We start from the raw sequence: 20,716 nt of genomic DNA, 5'->3' as shown, positions 1-20,716 counted from the left end.
AGTCAAGCACACTCAGAATGCTTCGCATTCCTCAATTGACGCTTCGCGTCAAATATGTAAATAAAAAAGAAAGCTACTTCGCAAGTAAACTTGCAAGTAGCTTTCTTTTTTATTTACATGCTTGACTTTGAAGTAGACAAGATTACTTAAGAGTAACCTTAGCGCCTTCAGCCTCAACCTTAGCCTTGATATCATCAGCCTCTTCCTTAGAAGCGCCTTCCTTGATCATCTTAGGAGCATTGTCTACAAGATCCTTTGCTTCCTTAAGTCCAAGACCTGTGATCTCACGAACAACCTTGATAACCTTAACCTTGTTAGGGCCAACTTCTGTAAGCTCTACGTTGAACTCAGTCTTCTCTTCCTCAGCTGCTGCTGCGCCGCCTGCTGCTGCTACAACAACACCTGCTGCTGCTGATACGCCGAACTCTTCCTCACAAGCCTTAACAAGATCGTTAAGCTCAAGAACTGATAACTCTTTGATTGCATCGATAATCTCTGCTGTAGATAACTTTGCCATTATTATTTACCTCCATTAAAAATAAGTTGATTTTCATTAAAAAATTGTAATTACTCAGCTGTTGTAGCTGCTGCCTCTTCAGCAGGAGCCTCAGCTGTTTCTGCTGCAGGAGCTTCCTCTGCGGGAGCTGCCTCGCCACCCTCTGCCTTCTTCTCAGCGATCTGTTTAACGACACGTGCGAAGTTTGCGATAGGTGACTGCATAGAACCAAGCAACTTGGAAAGCAACTGATCCTTGGGCGGGATCATAGCAATCTCCTTAAGGGCATCTGCATCATACAGTTTTCCCTCAATCACACCACCTTTGACCTCAAGAGCCTTTGCTTTCTTTGCAAACTCAACAAGTACACGAGCAGGAGCTGCAGGATCTGTCTCAGAAATAGCGAGTGCGCTAGGTCCGTTAAGAAGATCAGCGAGCTGCTCAAAATCTGTACCCTTGAATGCGAAGTTCATCATCGTATTTTTGTAAACCTTGTAGCTGACGTTCTCAGCACGAAGCTTTTTACGAAGCTCTGTGTCCTCAGCAACAGTTAAACCACGGTGATCTACAAGTACAAGTGCCTGAGCGTTCTGAATCTTATCAGAAATCTCTTTTACTATGGGCTGTTTTAATTCAACCTTTGCCATCTTTTTACCTCCTTATAGAATTTACCGCCAAAGAAAAACCTCTTATCGCAAAGACAAGAGGTGTAAAAGTCATATAATACTTTTTCCTCGGTAGGCGCTTTGCTTACGTCATTTAAATGACACCTACTGTCTTCGGCTGGTCATAACGACCTTTGATAAGTTATCACATTTTTTATTATATGTCAATCATTATTTTAAAAATTTATCAACCGAAATTCTTACAAATACGTATAATCCGCTTTTTCTCTCTATTATCAAGAATCAAACCAGATTATTCTTCCTCGGAATCCCCTACCGGTTTACCGCCGGTAGCGAGCCACTTAAGATATGCATTGATAAAAGGATCAAGATCTCCATCAAGCACTCCGTCAGCATTTGAACTTTTCTCACCGGTTCTGGTATCGTTTACCATTGTGTAAGGCTGAAGAACATAAGAACGAATCTGATTTCCCCAGGCAATATCCTTAACCTCACCACGAATGCCGTCAATCTTGGCCTGCTGCTCTTCAAGCTTTAACATGTAAAGCTTAGCCTTCAGCATCTGCATGGCTTTATCTTTATTCTGGAACTGAGATCTCTCATTCTGACAGGTTACTACTATATTTGTAGGAAGGTGTGTGATACGAATAGCAGATGAAGTCTTGTTAATATGCTGTCCGCCGGCACCACTTGAACGATATGTGTCAATTCTCAGATCTTCAGGGTTGATCTCAACATCAAGGTCATCTTCAATATCAGGCATTACATCAAGTGATACAAAAGAAGTCTGTCTCTTACCCTGAGCATTGAAAGGACTGATACGAACAAGTCTGTGCACGCCTTTCTCAGATTTGAGAAGTCCGTATGCATTTGTTCCATCAATCTGGAACTGAACATACTTAAGACCTGCTTCATCTCCGTCAAGAATATCAAGAACTTCAATCTTGAAGCCTTTTCTCTCAGCCCATCTGGTGTACATACGGTAAAGCATGTTGCACCAGTCACAAGCCTCTGTACCACCTGCGCCTGCTGCCAATCTGAGAATTGCATTGCAGTTATCATACTCTCCGCTGAGAAGATTATTGATTCTTATCTCTTCGAGGGTATCCTCAAAGTTATCAAGCTCTTCTCTGATCTCAGCAGCCATGTCATCATCATCTACACCTTCAGCATTCTGAAGATCAATGAGATCCATGATGTCATCATACTGCTTATGAAGACTTTCTACAGATGCTACAAGATCCTGCATGTTTTTCAGATTTCTAGTCTTCTTGTTAGCTTTTTCTGCATCATCCCAGAAGTTCGGCTCTTCCATTTCACGGGACAACTCTTCAATCATCTTCTTTTTTGAATCAAGGTCAAGTGAACCTGTAACCTCATCTAATGTGCTACGCTGGTTAGAGAGTTCAACTTTCATCTGATCTAAAATTACCATACTAATATCCTTCCATAAAATTAGAATTCCGCTCGCGAAATTCTCGCGCAGAGCGCGGTTGCTTTAGCAACTATATTTCTCTCGTGCAAGTGTGCATCCATAGTGGAGCTTTATTTATTGCATTCTGCCATGGCAGTTCTTGTACTTCTTACCACTTCCGCAAGGGCAGGGATCATTAGGATAAACCTTTGCCTCCATACGCTTTGTCGGTTCCTTGGCAACACTGTCATCCTTATTGGTTCCTGTAACCTTTGCAACCTGTTCACGCTCAACCTTCTCTTCGATGTGAACATGGAACAGAAGTCTTACAGTATCCTCTTTGATGTTGCGTGTCATCTCGTCGAACATCTCAAAGCCTGCCAGCTTATACTCTATCTTAGGATCTCTCTGTGCAAAAGCCTGAAGGCCAATGCCCTGACGAAGCTGATCCATATCATCAATGTGGTCCATCCACTTTCTGTCGATGACCTTAAGAAGAATTACTCGCTCAATCTCACGGATGGTCTCGGGTTCAGGGAACTCAGCCTCCTTCTCCTCGTAAAGCTTCACAGCCTCTTCCTTCAGCTGCTGCTTAAGACCATTCTTTGTGAGCTTGGTAATACGTCCGCGATTGATCTTTTTAAGCGGAATTATTGGAAGCAGGAGCTCGTTAAGCTCTGAGAGATTCCATTCATCTGAATCAGTAACCTCACCTACTACAGTCTCAACTGAATCCTCTACTATATCAGTGATCATCTTGTAAACAGTATCGCGCATGCTGTCTCCGTTAAGAACTCGTCTGCGCTCATCATAGATGATCTCTCTCTGCTCATTGTTAACCTGGTCATACTCAAGAAGGTTCTTACGGATTCCATAGTTGTTATCCTCAATCTTCTTCTGAGCTGACTCGATAGCTTTTGAAAGAGCCTTGTGCTCAATCTCCTGACCTTCAGGAATACCAAGAGAGTTAAACATTGAGATAAGTCTCTCTGATCCAAACAATCTAAGGAGATTATCCTCAAGTGAAAGATAGAATTTAGATTCACCGGGATCTCCCTGACGACCTGAACGTCCGCGGAGCTGATTATCAATACGTCTGCTTTCATGACGCTCTGTACCGATGATCTTAAGACCACCTGCTGCAACAGCCTCATCATCAAGCTTAATATCAGTACCACGACCTGCCATGTTAGTAGCGATCGTAACAGCACCGTGTTTTCCTGCCTCAGCAACTATCTGAGCTTCCATCTCATGGAACTTGGCATTCAGGACATTATGCTGAATACCTCTCTTCTTAAGAAGCTTACTAACTTCCTCTGAAGATTCAATAGTGATAGTACCTACGAGAACCGGCTGTCCTTTTTCATGCGCAGCCTGAACCGCATCTGCTACTGCATTAAGCTTTTCCTTCTTGGTCTTATAAACAGCATCCTGAAGATCTTTACGGATTACAGGCTTGTTTGTAGGAATCTCTATAACGTCCATTCCGTAGATATCACGGAATTCTCTTTCCTCAGTAAGAGCTGTACCGGTCATACCGCACTTCTTTTCAAATTTATTGAAGAAGTTCTGGAATGTGATCGTAGCAAGAGTCTTACTCTCTCTCTTAACCTTAACATGCTCCTTAGCCTCAATAGCCTGATGAAGACCGTCAGAATAACGACGTCCGGGCATAACACGACCGGTAAATTCATCAACGATAAGTACTTCATCGTCCTTTACGATATAATCGTGATCCTTAAACATAAGGTTATTTGCACGAAGAGCAAGAATAATATTATGCTGAATCTCCAGATTCTCAGGATCAGCAAGGTTATCTATTCTGAAGAAATTCTCGACCTTAGAAACACCCTGTGCAGTGAGGTTCACAAGCTTGTCCTTCTCGTTTACGATGAAGTCTCCACTTTCCTCCTGCTCGATTCCCATGATGGCATCCATCTTGGAAAACTCTTCCATGTCTGCGCCTCTGGTCATCTGTTTAGCAAGAATATCACACGCCTCATAGAGCTTGGTAGACTTATCACTCTGTCCTGAAATAATTAGAGGTGTGCGGGCTTCGTCAATAAGAATTGAGTCTATCTCATCGATGATAGCGTAATTCAATCCCCTGAGAACGCACTGTTCCTTGTAGATAGCCATATTGTCACGAAGATAATCAAATCCAAGCTCATTGTTTGTAACATAAGTAATGTCGCAGTTATATGCAGCCTGTCTCTCTTCACTGGTCATGCTGTTAAGTACAACTCCGACAGTCAGGCCCAGAAATTCATGTACCTTACCCATCCACTCAGCATCACGCTTAGCCAGGTAATCATTAACTGTTACCACGTGAACACCCTTGCCTGCAAGTGCGTCAAGGTATGAAGGAAGTGTAGCCACCAGTGTCTTACCTTCACCGGTACGCATCTCTGCGATACGACCCTGATGAAGGATCACGCCACCTATAAGCTGTACACGGAAGTGCTCCATTCCAAGCACTCTGCAAGCTGCCTCACGGACAGTTGCATATGCCTCAGGAAGGATATCGTCAAGTGTCTCGCCATTCTCAAGTCTCTTCTTGAATTCATCGGTTTTAGCCTTAAGTTCCGCATCAGAAAGCTTCTTCATATCAGGCTGAAGACTCTCGATCTTATCAACCGTTCCCTGAATGCGCTTAAGCTCACGCTCACTATGCGTACCAATGATCTTATCAATAATGCTCATTTCTTATCGCTCCATAAATATATTACGTTTTTGCACATAAAAAATAGGAAGCTGATTCGCCTCCTACTCTATAAAGACAAAATCACAAATGTCATTCTAGCAAATAACAAGGATATAATCAACCCTGCCAAAGCTCATGGTTCCTCAACATCGTAGGTTATCCCATCAACACTTATGTTATCAACTATATCGAGAGAGCTGAATATACGCTCATCCACATAATTGAATTTTTCAGGTGTTTCACCGGCCTGAAGTGCTTCAATAAGTGCCCTCACTCTTGGTCCGTGTAAAGGATTGCACTCTGCTATACAGGAAATTTTCCCTTCTCTGCAATAATCCAGCGATTGTTCATTTACGCCGTCAAAAGAAACTACCATGATATCGCCATTAAGAATATTTGGCCCGACTTTTCTGCCGGCACTTTCTATCGCATCGATAGCTCCTATTGCCATATTATCGTTTTCACAATAAACCACGTTGATATTATCATGGCCTTTCAGCAGGGCAGCCATAACTTCTCTGCCTTTATTTTCCGTAAAATCTCCGCTTGCCTCGGTTAAAAGATCCCAGCCATACTCCCTCGCAGCATTGGCAAGTCCTCTGGTGCGTCCGATCTGAGCAGTAGATCCTATGGACCCTTGAATATTTACTATATGTATATTTTCAGGAGAAATATTTCTCCTGTCTGAAAAAGCTTTAAGCCATGCCGTTACTTTCTTACTTTCAAGCTCGAAATCCGAGCCAACCCAGCAGGAATAAAGCCCTTTATCCGAAACATCAACTCTCCTGTCCACAAGAATTACGGGAATATTCGCATCTCTTGCCTCCGCAAGAACTATGTCCCACCCGGTCTCTGTGGCAGGTGCAAGCACAATATAATCAACCCCCTGCTGGATAAACATCCTAACAGCCGTTATCTGATTTGCCTGCTTCTGCTGTCCGTTTTTATATACAAGATTGAAACCGTTCTCCTTAGACAGCGCCTCCTGCATCGAAACAGTATTGGTATTTCGCCAGTCAGACTCTGCACCAAGCTGTGAAAATCCAACTGTCAGAAGCTCTTCGCTCACAGTTTCAACTTTATTTTCTTCCTTAATGACACTGCTCCCGCAGCCGGCGAGAAGTACCGGAAGCAGGAGCGTGATAGCTGTAAAAACAGCAATTTTTTTCATATAGTCCTCATTCTTATGCCTTAAGTGCTTTTTTCTTCTGTGCCATTACTATACTCTGAATAAGAAGGAATATGCAAAGCATAGCTGCTATTGTAATACCGGTCCACCATGCCTGATCAAGTCCGGCTGATGATACAATATTCTGAATAGTACTAAGAGAGAGCACTCCGAAAAGTGTTCCAATAATATTACCGACACCACCGGTCAGCATTGTTCCGCCGATGATTGATGATGCGATGGCATTCATTTCCATACCCATTGCATGACTGGCTGAACCTGAGCCAACATGAAGGAAATAAACATAACCGCCAATACCAGCAAGTATACTACATATCAGGTGTGAAAGGAACTTGGTTTTTTTGACATTAATACCAAGCATCAATGCACTCTGTTTGTTGCCGCCAACTGCATAGAAATTTCTGCCAAGTCTGGTCCAGCGAAGCACTGCAAACAGGATAATTACTACAAGAAGTGCAACTATAACACCGATTTCAACATATGCAGGAACATATATGCCCTTTTTATTTGTTGTACCCATTCCGGGTATGAAAATTCTTGTAAGCTTAAGTGCGGTGAACTCTTCGTCTGCCACATTGAAAGGTGCTGTGTTAACTATAGTTGTCATACCTCTTGCAAAGAACATTCCTGCAAGTGACACGATAAAGGGCTGTATGTCCAGATAAGCCACAAGGAATCCCTGAACAAGGCCATAGGCAAGTCCTATTCCAAGAGCGATAAGTATTGACCCGAATACACTTCCATCATGATGGTCAAGATATACAGCGCAGCACATGGAAACAAGAGCAACCACACCGCCGACTGAAATATCGATACCGCCGGAAATCATTACAACGCTCATTCCGCAGGCTGTGATTATTAGAGCTGCATTGGCATTTAATATGTTGAAAAACATCTGCGGCTTGGTAAATCCTCCGCCCTGAAATACTATTGCACCAATGTACATCAGGAAGAAAATCACAATAGTAATTGTCAAAAGCAGATTGGTGTCATTCATTCTCCCAAAGAAGCCGGATTTTGATTTTTCGTTTTTCATTCAGGCCACCTCCTTCTTTGCAGGTGCAACCTTCTTTGCCAGCTGTTTCATATATTCTCTGACTGTAGGAGCTGAGAAAACAACGAGAACAATTACTACGATTGCCTTATATGCTGCAAGTGCATCAGACTGAACATTAAATTTGTAAAGAGTTGTTGTCAGGAACTGAATAACATATGCGCCCAGAATTGATGCCCACATGTTAAACTTACCGCCTGAAAGCGAATTTCCGCCAAGGGCTACCGCAAGGATAGCATCCATCTCTATATCCTTTGCAATAACTGAATAGTTAATGGTTGAAAGACGGCTTACCTTAATCAAAGCAGCAACCGCTACGCAAAGTCCAAGAATTACAAAACTGAGGAACTTAATAAATGTAGGATTTATACCATTAAGTCTTGAAGCTCCTTCGTTTATACCAACAGCCTGAGTATACAGACCAAGTGTTGTGAACTTAAGCACAAGAGCGATCACAACCACACATGCAATAACTATGAAAACTGTTGTCGGAATCGGAATTCCCGGAATAAAGCTTCCAAAATATGAAAATTTAGGATCAGGAACAATAGGAAGCTCATTATTGTTGATCCAGGCTGCTATCGAACGACCTGCCGTAAACAGAATCAGAGTCGCTATCATAGGCTGAATCTTGAAGACCGCAACCAGCATTCCATTAAACGCACCGCAAAGCATTCCCACGATACATGCAACAATAAATGCCACAAAGATAGGTGCCGCAAGCTCAGTAGGTCTTGAGGTTCCTCCACAGAGGACTCTAAGCATTGCAGATCCTGCGATTGCTATAGTTGCACCAACTGAAATATCCTGTCCGCCGGAAGCAGCAGTTACAAGTGTCATACCGATTGCAAGAATTCCAAGCTCTGAGCCGTAATCAAGAATTGTTATCAGATAACCCGACAGAACCGGATTACCTGCGTTATTAGTTCCAAGTGTTATTTTGAAAAATCCGGGATCATTTATCAGGTTTATTACCGCCAGGAGTAAAAGTGCCAGAATCGGAATAAACAACTGATTACCCATCAGCTTCCTTAAGAAGCTCCCTTCATTTTTAGTCATCTGTTTACTCATATCTTACTTATCCCCCGCGATCGTACTCATTATCTTATTCTGTGTAAGGTCTTCTCCTGTGAGCTCACCTACAACCTTTCTGTCTCTCATGACAACCAGTCTTGAACATGTTCTTAACATTTCATCAGTCTCAGAAGAAATGAATGTAACACTCATTCCGTCCTTGGCAAGTTCAAGAACAAGTTTCTGTATATCAACCTTTGTTCCTACATCGATACCTCTTGTAGGCTCATCAAGGATCAGATATTCAGGATGCATCAAAAGCCATCTTGCAAGAATACATTTCTGCTGATTACCACCTGAGAGTGATTTAATAGGAGTCTCAGCAGAAGCTGTTTTAATATTGAGCTTCTTAATGTATTCATCTGCAAAGGCATTGACCTGAGCCTTGCTGAACGGCTTCATGAATCCCGTCAGCACCTGAAGTGCAAGAACAATATTTTCCTTAACCGACAGATCGCCAATGATTCCATCACCTCTTCTGTTTTCAGGAAGATATGCTATACCATGCTTCATAGCATCAAGCGGATTGGAAATCTTTATTTCCTTACCGTGCATTTTCACTGTACCGCCAATCACTCTGTCTGCACCGAAAATTGCTCTTACGCACTCACTTCTTCCTGATCCGAGAAGACCTGTAAATCCGTTGACTTCACCCTTCTTAATGTGGAAATCAAAAGGCTTTATGCCCGCATTACTCTGAAGACCGGTTGCTTCAAATACCTTTTCATCTCCGTCGGGACCTTCATAGGTTCCACCCTCTCCCTTGATATCAGAGAGATCATCCATCTCTTTACCGAGCATTTTCGCAACCAGCTTAATCCTCGGCAAATCCTTTATCTCATACTCTCCTACAAGCTTTCCATCTCGTAAAACTGTTATCTTATCACATACCTCATACACCTGATCCAGAAAATGTGTTACAAAGATGATGCCGACGCCTCTGCTCTTAAGATCTCTCATGAGACCAAACAGTTTCTCAACTTCCTGCTCATCAAGAGATGATGTAGGCTCATCCAGAATCAGAACCTTACAATCCATATCTACTGCTCTTGCTATCGCAACCATCTGCTGAACTGCCAAAGAGCAATTCGAAAGCTGCTGATTAGCCTTTGCCGGAATTTCAAGAGATTGCAAAATTCTGTCTGCATCCTCATTCATCTTCTTCCAATTCGTGAGTTTGGCATCACCACGCCCTATATACATATTCTCAGCTACTGTAAGATTAGGGCAAAGTGTAATTTCCTGATAAACGGTGCTGATACCATACTTCTGTGCATCCTGCGGTGAATGTATGGTAACTTTTCCATGTCCGTCAAGACTGATGGTTCCTTCATCCTTAGTGTAAACACCTGTGAGAACCTTGATCAGAGTTGACTTCCCGGCTCCGTTTTCCCCCATAAGTGCATGAATTTCTCCCTTATTTAGTGAAAAATCCACATTCTGTAATGCCTTTATATTCGGAAAGCTTTTGTTGATTCCTCGCATTTCCAGCACTCTGTTTTCTTCCACCGGTCTACCTCTTTCCTTCGTTCTTCTGCTCTACCTTCAATCAAGCTCAACTAACCTCTGTAAGTTGGCTTGCAGCTCACACCAGACTTGATAATTCCTCGTCAAGTGCTTTGCTTAAACCAAGAGCGGTGCGGACATTCCGCACCGCTCTAAAAACTTGGCTATTATATTTTTATCGCTAAATTAAATACCATACTTATCAACATCATCCTGAGTGATTGTCTCAGCATCGAAGCCCTTCTCATCCATGATGATTGTCTTCTCTGCAGGAGTCTGTCCGCTCTCAAGAGTCTTGATTATCTCATCAATGTAGCTAGCCTGGAAAGGATTGCACTGTCCATCATAGTTCCAGTTCTGAGCAAGGAGCTCTTCAAGTGCCCACTTGTTGCAGTCATAACCCATAACGATTACGTCTTTGCCAACACCGTGTGAGATGCCTGCTGCATCAAGTGCTGCAACTGCACCCTTAGCCATATCATCGTTCTCAGCATAGATTACGTTGAAAGGTGTGCCTGCATCGATAACTGACTGAACGATCTGCTGTGCTTTCTCTGCGTTCCATTCAGCTGTCTGCTGTGTTACGAGATTCCAGTTATCTTCAGCTGCTGCCTTATCACTAAGAGCACCACTTCTGCCCTGCTGAGCTGCACTACCCATTACACCCTGAATGTGAATGATGTTGTACTCATCAAGTCCCTGGCCTGCAAGCCACTCAACTGCCATCTCACCTTCTTTTGCCATATCAGATACGATTGAAGCCTCGTAGAGACTGGGATCAGCATCGATTGTACGGTCGAAAAGAATAACCTTTATGCCTGCTGCCTGAGCATCCTGAAGAACTGAATCCCAGCCTGCTGTATCAGCTGCAGAAAGAAGAAGGTAGTCAACTTCATCCTGGATGAATGTCTGAGCTGCTGCAATCTGCTCATCATTCTTTAAGCTGTAAGCGAAGGATGCATCATAGCCGTTAGCTTCTGTAAACATTGCCTTTAAGTCAGCATCGTTTGCTGTACGATAGCCGGACTCGTTAGGATCGTTGTTAATGATACCAACCTTAATAAGGTCACCAGATGCTGCTGTAGCCTCCTCAGCTGTTTCCTCAGCTGCAGTTTCTTCTTCTGCAGTCTCTTCAGCTGCCGGTTCCTCAGCTGCAGGCTCCTCAGCCTTTTCCTCTGTCTTGGTTTCCTCAGCTGCAGGTGTTTCTGTAGCTGTAGCTGTCTCCTGCTTTGCGCCACCGCCACAAGCAACAAGACTGAGTGTCATAACTGATGCCATTAATACTGACAATACCTTTTTCTTCATAACTTTTTTTCCTCCTAATTAAAAAAAGTAATTATTAAGGGAGCCATTCCCTTAACAATTACTATTTTAATCTTCCATGTTCAAAAAACCATTGAATAAAAAATGCATTAAAGTTGGTTTTTTTACACTTTTTTATTTCTGTTTCATTTTTTTACGATTTCAGTTAAGATTTTCGGCAGACGGATATTTGTCACGGTTCCGACTCCTTCAGTAGAGTCTATCCCAATACCATATTCGTCCCCAAAAGAAAGCTTTATTCTCTGATTTATATTATAAAGACCATAAATGGTATCACTTTCCGGCTTATCGAGTTTTAAACTCTTTCGAATCTCATTAAGCCTTTCCTCTGACATTCCTATGCCATCGTCTTTTACAGTAATCTGCACACAATCATCAAGCTCTCCGCCTGTTACTATGATTTTTCCGCCACCTCTTTTATTTTTGATTCCATGGTACAAAGCATTTTCAACCACAGGCTGGATGGTTATCTTCGGGATAGTATATTTATAGATTTCCTCCGGCACATTAATCTCATAAGTAAGGATATCCTGATATCTAATCTGCTGGATTTCAAGATAACTTCTTACATGCTGCAAATCCTCACGAATCGTTACAATTTCCTTACCCTTGTTGAGGGAGCTTCTGAAAAACTCGGACAGACTCCCCACCATACTCACAACCTGCTTCTGATTGCCTGCCTCAGCAGACCAGACTATGGCATCAAGTGTGTTATATAAAAAGTGAGGATTTATCTGAGCCTGCAACAGCTCAAATTCCGCTTTCCGCAGTTGCTTTTGTTCCTGCTTAACCTGTTCCTCGATAGGCCTTGTGATCAAAACAGGCCCCAGAAAAGACATCAGCATGACAAAAAGAACTATAAAAGCAACCATACCCATAGATATCTTAACAATGTTCATATAGAACTGTCTCGATTCTATCTGGGCTGTCTGCAACTGCTTATTCTCATAGTAAACATACTCATTTATGGTTTCCTGTAAAAGTGCTGTAACTATCTGAACATCGTTCTCCCAGATAGTCATATTGTCATCATACCTGTCCTCATAGATCATGTTCTCTTCTATTCTCTGAAGATATGCCTCTAGATTATCCAGATATTTTGCCGCGCTCTCAAGCCTGCCCCTATTGTCAGCATCATCTGTAAAGTCTTCAAGATTTTCCACAACCTTGCGTGCATCCGTCAGATACTGGGGAAGCTTGGAATTCTCAAGCTTGACATTACCAACAATAAGAAGGTACGTTTCGTAATCAAAGTCCTCTTTAAAATCAAGACTGAACTCACTGGCAGTCACCACCGAACCAAGCATCTCATCATAACGCTCGTTGATCATATAAAGAGTATAGTAAGCGTATGCAGTAAAAAGTATAGCCGGTAAGAGCAGTATCAGATAGGATATTCGAATCTGGTTGGCCAGCTTGGAATGCCCCTTTTTTGCATTTTTGCTCATAACTTTTTCACTAGCCATCAGCCCTCCTCCGAGCGATTCCCTCCCCTATACTGGGTCGGCGTGATCCCCTGCGTCTTTTTGAAGAGATATGAAAAATAGTGTGGATCCTTATAACCAACAAGAAGCCCTATTTCATTACTCTTTTTCGATGTTGTTCTAAGAAGGTCCTTTGCAGCATTCATACGATAATCAGTAAGATACTTGATAAAGGGCTGTCCCGTCTGCTGCCTGAAAACAGCACTCAGATGATTTGGTGAAAAATTTACATGAGCCGCAAGCTTATTAAGTGACAGATCATCCTCGGTATAATGCTCTTCAATATATGACATAACAAGATTTACCGCATCGTGATAATGTCCCTTGGAGTCATCATCCCTTAAGGTCGCTCCCCTGCTGATTATCCTGACTATATACTGCCTGGTCCTGCCTTCATCCGCCAAAACCTCCGGCGTGGGATTCTCAGGTCTCTCATCCTTTGAAAGCTCGTTCTCAAGAAAATCTACCACACAAAAATACACATCCATGGCGATATACTGCCTAAGAAGTGTGGATCTTATGGCACCCTTCCCCATTCCGTTTATAAATTCTTCAACAAAAAACTCTGTCTCCGAAGGGTCTCCTCTTCTCAAAAACTCCTTGATAAGCTTCCGGTCTATATGTCTTGGGTCTATCTCAGACAACACCACGTCATTTTTGCCGGGCTGAAGCTGTTCCTCAGAGCCTATCAAAAAGCCATTATCCTCAGTCAGATACATATGGGCAAATGCCCTGCTGGCCCAGGTAAAGCAGACGGGAATATCTGAAATTCTTCCGACGCTCTGCCCCACTCCGCCAAAATATCTTATATGATGATAGTCATCAAAAAGAGACTTCATCATATTTATGCTCTCTTCAATATTCTTATCAAGGGACTCATCATCATCCCCTCTGAATAACAGTGCTGCTCCTTCGACTCCAAGATCAAAGAAAACCGCACTCATTTTGTCAGCTATATCCCTGACACCTTTTTCTATTTCAACAACGCTTTGGGAGTATTCGTAGGCATCATGCCTTGTGGACCACACCTTAAACAGGATCACATTAAATCTTATTGCAGTAAGATCCACATCAAGCTTCTTGGCACTTTCAAGTATTTCCGAAAGCCCCTTGTTGCCGGAAATCAGATCATTAAAAAGCTCCTGCTTCTCATACTCCGTCCGTTCCTTCATTTCTTCTTCATAGCGCTTTTTAACTTCGCGCTCCCGCTGCTTTTCATTTATCTTCTCAGCAAGACTGTCCACCTCTTTGATAAGATTCTCACCGCTAATCGGTTTTGACAGGTAACAGGACACACCTATCTTAATCGCCTCCTGCGCAAACTGAAAGTCCTCGTACCCCGTCAGCAGGATTATCTCTATCCATGGAAACTGCTCCTTTACCATACGGCTAAGAGTAAGTCCATCCATGAAGGGCATCTTTATATCAGTAATAACAATGTCCGGCTGAAGCTTCTGGATCATCGGATAGGCAACCTCTCCATCCCCTGCTTCTCCGCAAAACTCATAACCATGCGCTTCCCAGTCTACATTGTTTTTTATGCCTTCCCTCACGACAAATTCATCTTCTACCAGAAAAACCTTCATACATTCCCCTTCTTAAAAACCCTTCCGAGCATAACGCCCGGAAGGGTTCAAAATCCCTCTTTTGTCAGCTTAACTGACGCTTTTTCTAATAACTGATTATAATGAAAAGATTATTTTTATTCGTAAATCTTAGCCTTCTCTTCGCCGTTCATTACACGAAGTGCACCCTGTGCAAGAGCGAGAAGCTCATCCTCACCGGGATATACTGTAACAGGTGCGATAAACTTAACCTTTTCAGTAAGTCTGTCCATGAGAGGCTGGTTATAAGCGATACCGCCTGTGATAATGATCTGATCTACATTACCATCAAGTACTGCTGCCATAGAACCGATATTCTTTGCAAGCTGGAAGATAAATGAATCGATAACAAGCTTAGCCTTTTCGTTACCTTCATCTCTGAGCTTGATAACATTTCTCATATCGTTGGTTCCGAGCCATGCATTAAAGCCGCCCTTACCAACTGCCATCTTTCTAACCTCTGCCTCAGAATATTTACCTGAGAAGCAAAGACGGATAAGTCCGCCTGTAGGGAGACCGCCTGCACGCTCAGGTGACATAGCACCATCACCATCAAGAGCATTAAATACGTCAATGATCTGTCCGTTCTTATGAGCGCCGACAGAAACACCGCCGCCAAGATGTACGACTACAAGATTGATATCCTCGTACTTCTTGCCGATTTCCTTAGCATATCTTCTGGCAACTGCCTTCTGATTAAGTGCATGGAAAATAGAAACTCTCGGAATCTCCGGAAGTCCTGTAACTCTTGCTTCATCGCAGAGCTCATCTACAACAACAGGATCAACGATGTATGAAGGAACGCCGATCTCATCAGCAATCTCCTTAGCAAGAAGTCCGCCAAGGTTACTTGCATGCTCACCCTGAACACCTTCCTTCAGATCCTTAAGGAGCGCATCATTAACCTCATATGTACCGCCCGGAATAGGCTTAACAAGCCCGCCACGTCCTACGATAACATTGAATGTTTTAACATCTTCATTCTTCTCTTTAAGGAAATTAAGAATAAGCTCTTTTCTCCAGCCAAGCTGATCTGTAATATGCTCATACTTGACAATCTCCTCTGTGGGATGACGAAGAGTCTCGTCCATCTTAAGTGTCTCATCCTCGAAGATACCAAGCTTTGTTGATGTGGAACCGGGATTTATAATTAAACTTTTAATCATTTTCTCTCCTATTCCCCCTCCTATGTGTCATAGCCTTATAAAAAACTATAAGTCACAGCACTCTGTGAGGGTTTCAATTTTTTGGATTCTCAAATACTTTTTCCTGTACTAATAATTAAAGAATTCCTTTTTTCTGATCCTCTGCAACAACAGCAGCTAAAGCGATTGAATTAAGCTTAACTTCTACAGAGTCAGAACGTGAAGTAAGGATAACCGGTGCCTTTGTTCCTGTAAGGATGTTACCATTCTTAACAGTAGCAAGACGAACGATTGTCTTATATGTAAGGTTACCTGCATGAATGTCAGGGAAAAGAAGAATATCAGCATCACCGACAATCTTGCGGTCCTTAGCACCTGCCTTGTGCTCAGCAGCAGAAGGATCGATTGCAAGGTCCATGGAAAGAGGTCCGTCAACGATGCAGTTCTTGATCTCGCCAGCCTCGTTGAGACGTGTAAGCTCAGCTGCTTCAACAGTTACAGGCATCTTATCGTTAACAACTTCAACTGCTGCAAGGGGAGCTACCTTCGGGCACTCAACGCCGCAAGCTCTTGCTACATTTACTGTATATTCAATAATAACCTTTTTATCTTCAAGAGTCGGATAGGGCATGAAAGCAACGTCTGTAAGGAAAAGAAGACGGTCAATACCCGGAATCTCAAATACACATACATGAGAAAGTGGACGACCTGTACGAAGTCCTACTTCTTTGTTCAGAACTGACTTGAGGAATGTCTTGGAATCAAGCTGTCCCTTCATATAAATATCAGCCTTACCATCGTGAACAAGCTGAACAGCCTTAGTTGCTGCCTCAACAGTATCCTTCTCATCGATGATCTCAAACTGGGAAAGATCCATGCCCATCTCACCGGCAATTCTCTCAATCTCATCCTTATCACCTACAAGGATCGCATCAGCAATTCCGCGCTCCTTAGCAGCCTTAACAGCCTCAAGAACAGGCTCATCCTGCGCACATGCAACTGCAAGCTTCTTAGTACTTGCTGTCTTCAATTTAGCGAGGATTTCATCGAAACTCTTACTCATCAGTGTACCTCCTGATTATATAAATCATATTCTTAGTAGTATGTGTCAAAAAATGTAGGGCACATCGTTAAAATTTTACCACGATGCACCCTACATTTCAACACTAGTGCTGCTTATTAAAACATCATTACCTGATATCCGACTACGTTACTGTTCACACCTTACGGTGCTCACAGCAACTGGATTTGCCCATTCCAGTTGCCTTCGGCAAAGGGGCAAATCCTATATTCAAGACGTAGAACATTCTCACGCTCAGCGCAGCAAGTGCGCAGAGCTGTCTGAACAGTAACCCGACTACTCCATCCTTGCGAAGTATTCCTCCAGGATATATGTCGGGATCTCTGAATTCATCACATAATCCTTATCATCATCTATCATCTGTAGAAGAATGTCAGCTATATCTGGATCAAACTGCGTTCCTTTACCGTGTTCGATCTCCTCTCTGACCTTCTGCTGCTTCATGACTCCCGAATAATTCCTCTCAGAACTCATGGCATCATAAGCATCGGCGACGCCTATGATCCTCGCCTCCTCAGGTATTGCAAGTCCCTTTAGCCCGTCAGGATATCCGGTCCCATCAAATCTCTCATGATGCCATCTGGCACCTACAGCAAGTCCCGGAATCTCTGTTATATCCTGTAAAATCCTTGCTCCTATCATGGGATGCTTCTTCATGAGACAATACTCATCATATTGAAGTCCCTCAGGCTTTGCTATGATTGCATCAGGGACCCCGATCTTACCTATATCATGTAAGAGTCCCATCTGATAAATCTCATACTGTTCCTTGCGGCTTTTCCCCATGCGACGCGCTATTTCCATGGAATACAGCGCCACTCTTTCAGAATGCTCTTTAGTGTACCTGCCATTTTCATCGGCAACCCTAGCAAGAGCATGCATCAATTGATCCGTCAGCCTTTTCTGCTGATGATACTTGATTTCAAAATAATCCATTGTATCCTCTGTCCCTCTATTAATGATTCCCTCACAAGTTCAGTCACTTAAAAAGCTTTATAACCATTGCATCACATAACCAAAAGAGCTTCATTCCCTCAAAAAACTCCATGATTATAAAGACTCTGTTAAGTAGCATTTTTAATTTAACGGGAAATTCATAGGAATTCCTATTAAATTAAAATCCTGCGTATACTTGATACGCAGGAAACCATTTTACACTTTTTCGTGCCCAAGTGAAAGCCCCAAAATATTTTCAAAAACTATCAAAAACCTTCACGTCTTCTCTGGGCTCGAAGCTCTATTCTTTTTTCAGCGCCCTGCCACTCTGCTCTCTCTGCCTCAGTGCGCACATTTAAACCATAAGGTACGGTCGTGGGTTTACCCTCTTCATCGATGCATACCTCAGTGAGATAGGCTCTGTTTACAACATGTCTCATGCCAGTCCTCAGGTCCTCAACATAAGTATCTACGCGAACCTCCATTGATGTACGCCCAACGTGTGTGATATGACCACGTATCACAACTATATCGTTAAGTCTGATGGCCTGCTTGAATTGCATATTATCAATCGCAGCAGTGGTAACCGGTGTACCCGCATGTCTAAGCGCAACCGTTCCTGCTATCTGATCGATCCAGCTCATAAGCTCGCCGCCAAATAATCTCTCATATCCGTTGATCTCATCATACTTGACAACCCTGGTCCACTCAGTAACCGAATCATCTACATTTTTGCTGGCAATCTGATGATCTACATGAAAAACTCTGTTATTCATAACCGCCCTCCGTTTTCCGCAAAAGATATATAAAATTATACCACATTCCATGGGCGGAGTGCGATTATTAGTGAGGGATTTTCTCGCCAGAACTAAGTAACTAAGTAAACTCTATGCCCGAAAGACCTCGCTAAATTTCTAAGGAAGTTCTGCTCTCGCTTTGCTCGAAATGACCATGTATGCTCTAAGCTCGAAAAGACCTCGCTAAGCTTTCCAAGGAAGTTCTGCTCTCGCTTCGCTCGCCAGAACTAAGTGAGCTCTAAGCTCGAAAGTACCTCGCTAAGAGCTCACTTAAGTGCTATCACCATTTCGGCCGTTTCAAGGAGGGAGGTTCCGGAGTCCATTGAGCACTTCTGCAGATATTTATGCGCTTCAGGCTCGGTCATGTTGTGACGCTCCATAAGGAGTGACTTTGCACTGTCAATTATTTTCTGATCCTCGCTGCTTCTAAAGCGGCGTTTTTCTTTGACCTTCTTGCGTCTTGTCGCAACGCCCTCGATCATCATGGATACAGTTGAAAAAAGGTCATCCTTTTTTAGGGGAGTGGGAAGATAGACAATATTGTCTTTCCCATAAAAATCAAGATCGTCAGCCTTTGATTTACTGGCGATAAGAAGCATTTTAAAATACTCAGACATTTCCTCGTACAGTTCCGTACTGAGCATATCTCCAAGGCGATAGCCGCAGATTATCACACCGTTGCCCAGGTTTTCCATTGCTGAAAGGGCCTGTGCACCGGTCAGACATACATAGGCAGGCTCAAATCCGCCACGCATCAATATACTTTTGAAATTCAGCGCATCCTCCTGCTTTGCGAATGCCAAGATAATATTCTGCAACTACCGGTTCCTCGTTTTTTACTGTTTATTAAGATACTCTCTTATTTCCCACTGTGTTACACAGGTGCGGAAATTCTTCCATTCTTTTCTCTTGGCATCAAGATATATATCATATACCGTATCGCCAAGAACCTTCTTAACAAATTCATCCTTCTGATAACTCTCTATCGCTTCACCAAGAGTTTCGGGAAGAGTTGAAAGCTTCGTCTTTCTAAGCTCATCATCCGTCTTGTTTTTCAGATTCACCTTTAATTCTTCAGGCGGTGTGAGTCCTCGTTTTATGCCATCCATACCTGCTGCCAGAATAAGCGCAATAGCAAGATAAGGATTGCAGGTTGCATCGGGATTTCTCAGCTCGATTCTCGCATTTTTCCCTGTCATGGACGGAATCCTTATAAGTGCACTCCTGTTGGCTGCAGATGATGACCATGAAACATTCACAGGCGCATCATACCCGGGAACAAGTCTCTTGTAAGAATTAACACCAGGGTTTGTCACAAGCGTCATACCACAAATATGATCAAGGACACCTGCTATAAATTCCTTTGCAAGATCTGTAAGACTGCCTTCCTCGGAAAACATATCATTTCCATTCTCATCCTCGCACAGAATATTGATATGCATACCTGAGCCGTTTACGCCCTCCTTCGGCTTTGGCATGAAAGTCGCATAAAGCCCGTGTCTCTTTGCGATTGTCTTCACCGCCATCTTGAAGGTCATAATCATATCAGCCATCCTCTCGGCATCATCCTCTGTAAAGTCTATCTCATGCTGTGCCGGAGAAATCTCATGGTGAGACGAGGTTATATTAAAATCAAGTTCCTCAAGGTTCATGATAATATCTCGTCTTACATTCTCTCCCTGGTCTGCAGGTGCCAGATCAAAATAGCCGGCATTTTCATGGGTTTCGGTAGTGGGCTGTCCTTCATCATCAAGATCAAACAGGAAAAACTCAAGCTCAGGATCAGCTTTAAAAGTAAGTCCCATATCCTTTGCCTCATCAAGAACTCTTTTCAGGATACTTCTTGGATCACCGGAAAAAGGCTTTCTGTCTGCGGTATAAACATCACAGAACATTCTTGCAACTTTACCGCTCTGTGGTCTCCAGGGATATATCTGAAAACTGTCGAGATCAGGATAGAGATACATTTCACTCAAAGCTGTATCAGATGTTTCATCCTCCATTCCGGTAAAACCTTCTATAGCAGAACCGTCAAACATACACTCGTTATTAAGTGCATTTTCAAGCTGCCCTGTTGTTATAGCTATATTTTTCGGAGTCCCGAAAATATCACAGAACTGAAGTCTTATGAATGCAACATCTTCTTCATTAACAATTCTGAAAATATCCTTTTTGGTAAGCTTTCCCATTTTTCCTCTTTTCCGTACTCTCATTCCGGAGCACTATTTTATGCAATAGCTATTTGAAGCTTAAATATTATTATAATAAAAAAGGCAAAGACAC

The 20,716-nt window shown here is 42.8% G+C and carries 17 protein-coding genes and 1 other annotated feature; all 17 genes read right to left on the bottom strand.

All coding sequences use genetic code 11. The features are described from left to right. Nucleotides 1–142 precede the first annotated feature (142 nt). Entirely contained in the window at nucleotides 143–517 is a 375-nt protein-coding gene (gene rplL, locus G622_RS0115280) for a 50S ribosomal protein L7/L12 (protein WP_026511427.1), read from the bottom strand. Nucleotides 518–567: 50 nt separating this feature from the next. Next, complete coding sequence (gene rplJ, locus G622_RS0115275) at nucleotides 568–1,143, bottom strand: 50S ribosomal protein L10 (protein ID WP_026511426.1); 576 nt, start codon at nucleotides 1,141–1,143, stop codon at nucleotides 568–570. 23 nt (nucleotides 1,144–1,166) lie between these two features. Beyond that, nucleotides 1,167–1,297 (bottom strand) — a sequence feature (ribosomal protein L10 leader region). 117 nt (nucleotides 1,298–1,414) lie between these two features. Continuing rightward, a complete protein-coding gene (gene prfB / locus G622_RS0115270) occupies nucleotides 1,415–2,557 on the bottom strand; it encodes a peptide chain release factor 2 (RefSeq protein WP_026511425.1) in 1,143 nt (380 codons plus the stop codon). Nucleotides 2,558–2,671: 114 nt separating this feature from the next. Next, a complete protein-coding gene (secA, locus tag G622_RS0115265) occupies nucleotides 2,672–5,239 on the bottom strand; it encodes a preprotein translocase subunit SecA (RefSeq protein ID WP_026511424.1) in 2,568 nt (855 codons plus the stop codon). A gap of 134 nt (nucleotides 5,240–5,373) precedes the next feature. Further along, nucleotides 5,374–6,411: an ABC transporter substrate-binding protein gene (locus G622_RS0115260; RefSeq protein ID WP_026511423.1), complete on the bottom strand. Its 1,038-nt coding sequence runs from the start codon at nucleotides 6,409–6,411 to the stop codon at nucleotides 5,374–5,376. A gap of 13 nt (nucleotides 6,412–6,424) precedes the next feature. Further along, nucleotides 6,425–7,465, bottom strand: coding sequence for an ABC transporter permease subunit (locus G622_RS0115255; RefSeq protein ID WP_026511422.1), 1,041 nt, complete (start codon nucleotides 7,463–7,465; stop codon nucleotides 6,425–6,427). Further along, a complete protein-coding gene (locus G622_RS0115250) occupies nucleotides 7,466–8,554 on the bottom strand; it encodes an ABC transporter permease (RefSeq protein ID WP_026511421.1) in 1,089 nt (362 codons plus the stop codon). It abuts the gene before it with no gap. Between the two features lie 3 nt (nucleotides 8,555–8,557). Next, nucleotides 8,558–10,066 (bottom strand): sugar ABC transporter ATP-binding protein, encoded by a 1,509-nt coding sequence (locus G622_RS23175; protein WP_330363624.1) that lies wholly within the window; start codon nucleotides 10,064–10,066, stop codon nucleotides 8,558–8,560. Nucleotides 10,067–10,249: 183 nt separating this feature from the next. Next, nucleotides 10,250–11,368, bottom strand: coding sequence for an ABC transporter substrate-binding protein (locus G622_RS0115240; RefSeq protein ID WP_026511420.1), 1,119 nt, complete (start codon nucleotides 11,366–11,368; stop codon nucleotides 10,250–10,252). Between the two features lie 143 nt (nucleotides 11,369–11,511). Continuing rightward, entirely contained in the window at nucleotides 11,512–12,852 is a 1,341-nt protein-coding gene (locus tag G622_RS0115235; RefSeq protein ID WP_242833012.1) for a sensor histidine kinase, read from the bottom strand. Next, nucleotides 12,852–14,456, bottom strand: coding sequence for a response regulator (locus G622_RS0115230; protein WP_026511418.1), 1,605 nt, complete (start codon nucleotides 14,454–14,456; stop codon nucleotides 12,852–12,854). The genes G622_RS0115235 and G622_RS0115230 overlap by 1 nt, the downstream gene beginning before the upstream one ends. A gap of 116 nt (nucleotides 14,457–14,572) precedes the next feature. Further along, complete coding sequence (gene buk, locus G622_RS0115225) at nucleotides 14,573–15,640, bottom strand: butyrate kinase (RefSeq protein WP_026511417.1); 1,068 nt, start codon at nucleotides 15,638–15,640, stop codon at nucleotides 14,573–14,575. Between the two features lie 115 nt (nucleotides 15,641–15,755). Beyond that, nucleotides 15,756–16,682 (bottom strand): phosphate butyryltransferase, encoded by a 927-nt coding sequence (ptb, locus tag G622_RS0115220; protein ID WP_026511416.1) that lies wholly within the window; start codon nucleotides 16,680–16,682, stop codon nucleotides 15,756–15,758. 294 nt (nucleotides 16,683–16,976) lie between these two features. Beyond that, nucleotides 16,977–17,636 (bottom strand): HD-GYP domain-containing protein, encoded by a 660-nt coding sequence (locus G622_RS23170; protein WP_049945899.1) that lies wholly within the window; start codon nucleotides 17,634–17,636, stop codon nucleotides 16,977–16,979. Between the two features lie 266 nt (nucleotides 17,637–17,902). Then, on the bottom strand, nucleotides 17,903–18,412 hold the full coding sequence (locus G622_RS0115210) for an acyl-CoA thioesterase (protein WP_044914662.1): 510 nt from the start codon (nucleotides 18,410–18,412) through the stop codon (nucleotides 17,903–17,905). 287 nt (nucleotides 18,413–18,699) lie between these two features. Next, complete coding sequence (locus G622_RS0115205; protein WP_026511414.1) at nucleotides 18,700–19,251, bottom strand: ANTAR domain-containing response regulator; 552 nt, start codon at nucleotides 19,249–19,251, stop codon at nucleotides 18,700–18,702. Between the two features lie 18 nt (nucleotides 19,252–19,269). Then, a complete protein-coding gene (gene glnA / locus G622_RS0115200) occupies nucleotides 19,270–20,622 on the bottom strand; it encodes a type I glutamate--ammonia ligase (RefSeq protein WP_026511413.1) in 1,353 nt (450 codons plus the stop codon). Nucleotides 20,623–20,716 lie beyond the last annotated feature (94 nt).

The organism is Butyrivibrio sp. LC3010, from assembly GCF_000424385.1.
Classification (GTDB): Bacteria; Bacillota; Clostridia; order Lachnospirales; family Lachnospiraceae; genus Butyrivibrio.
The sequence above is the reverse complement of the archived record's forward strand: the minus strand, read 5'-3'. Positions and strand labels throughout refer to the sequence as shown.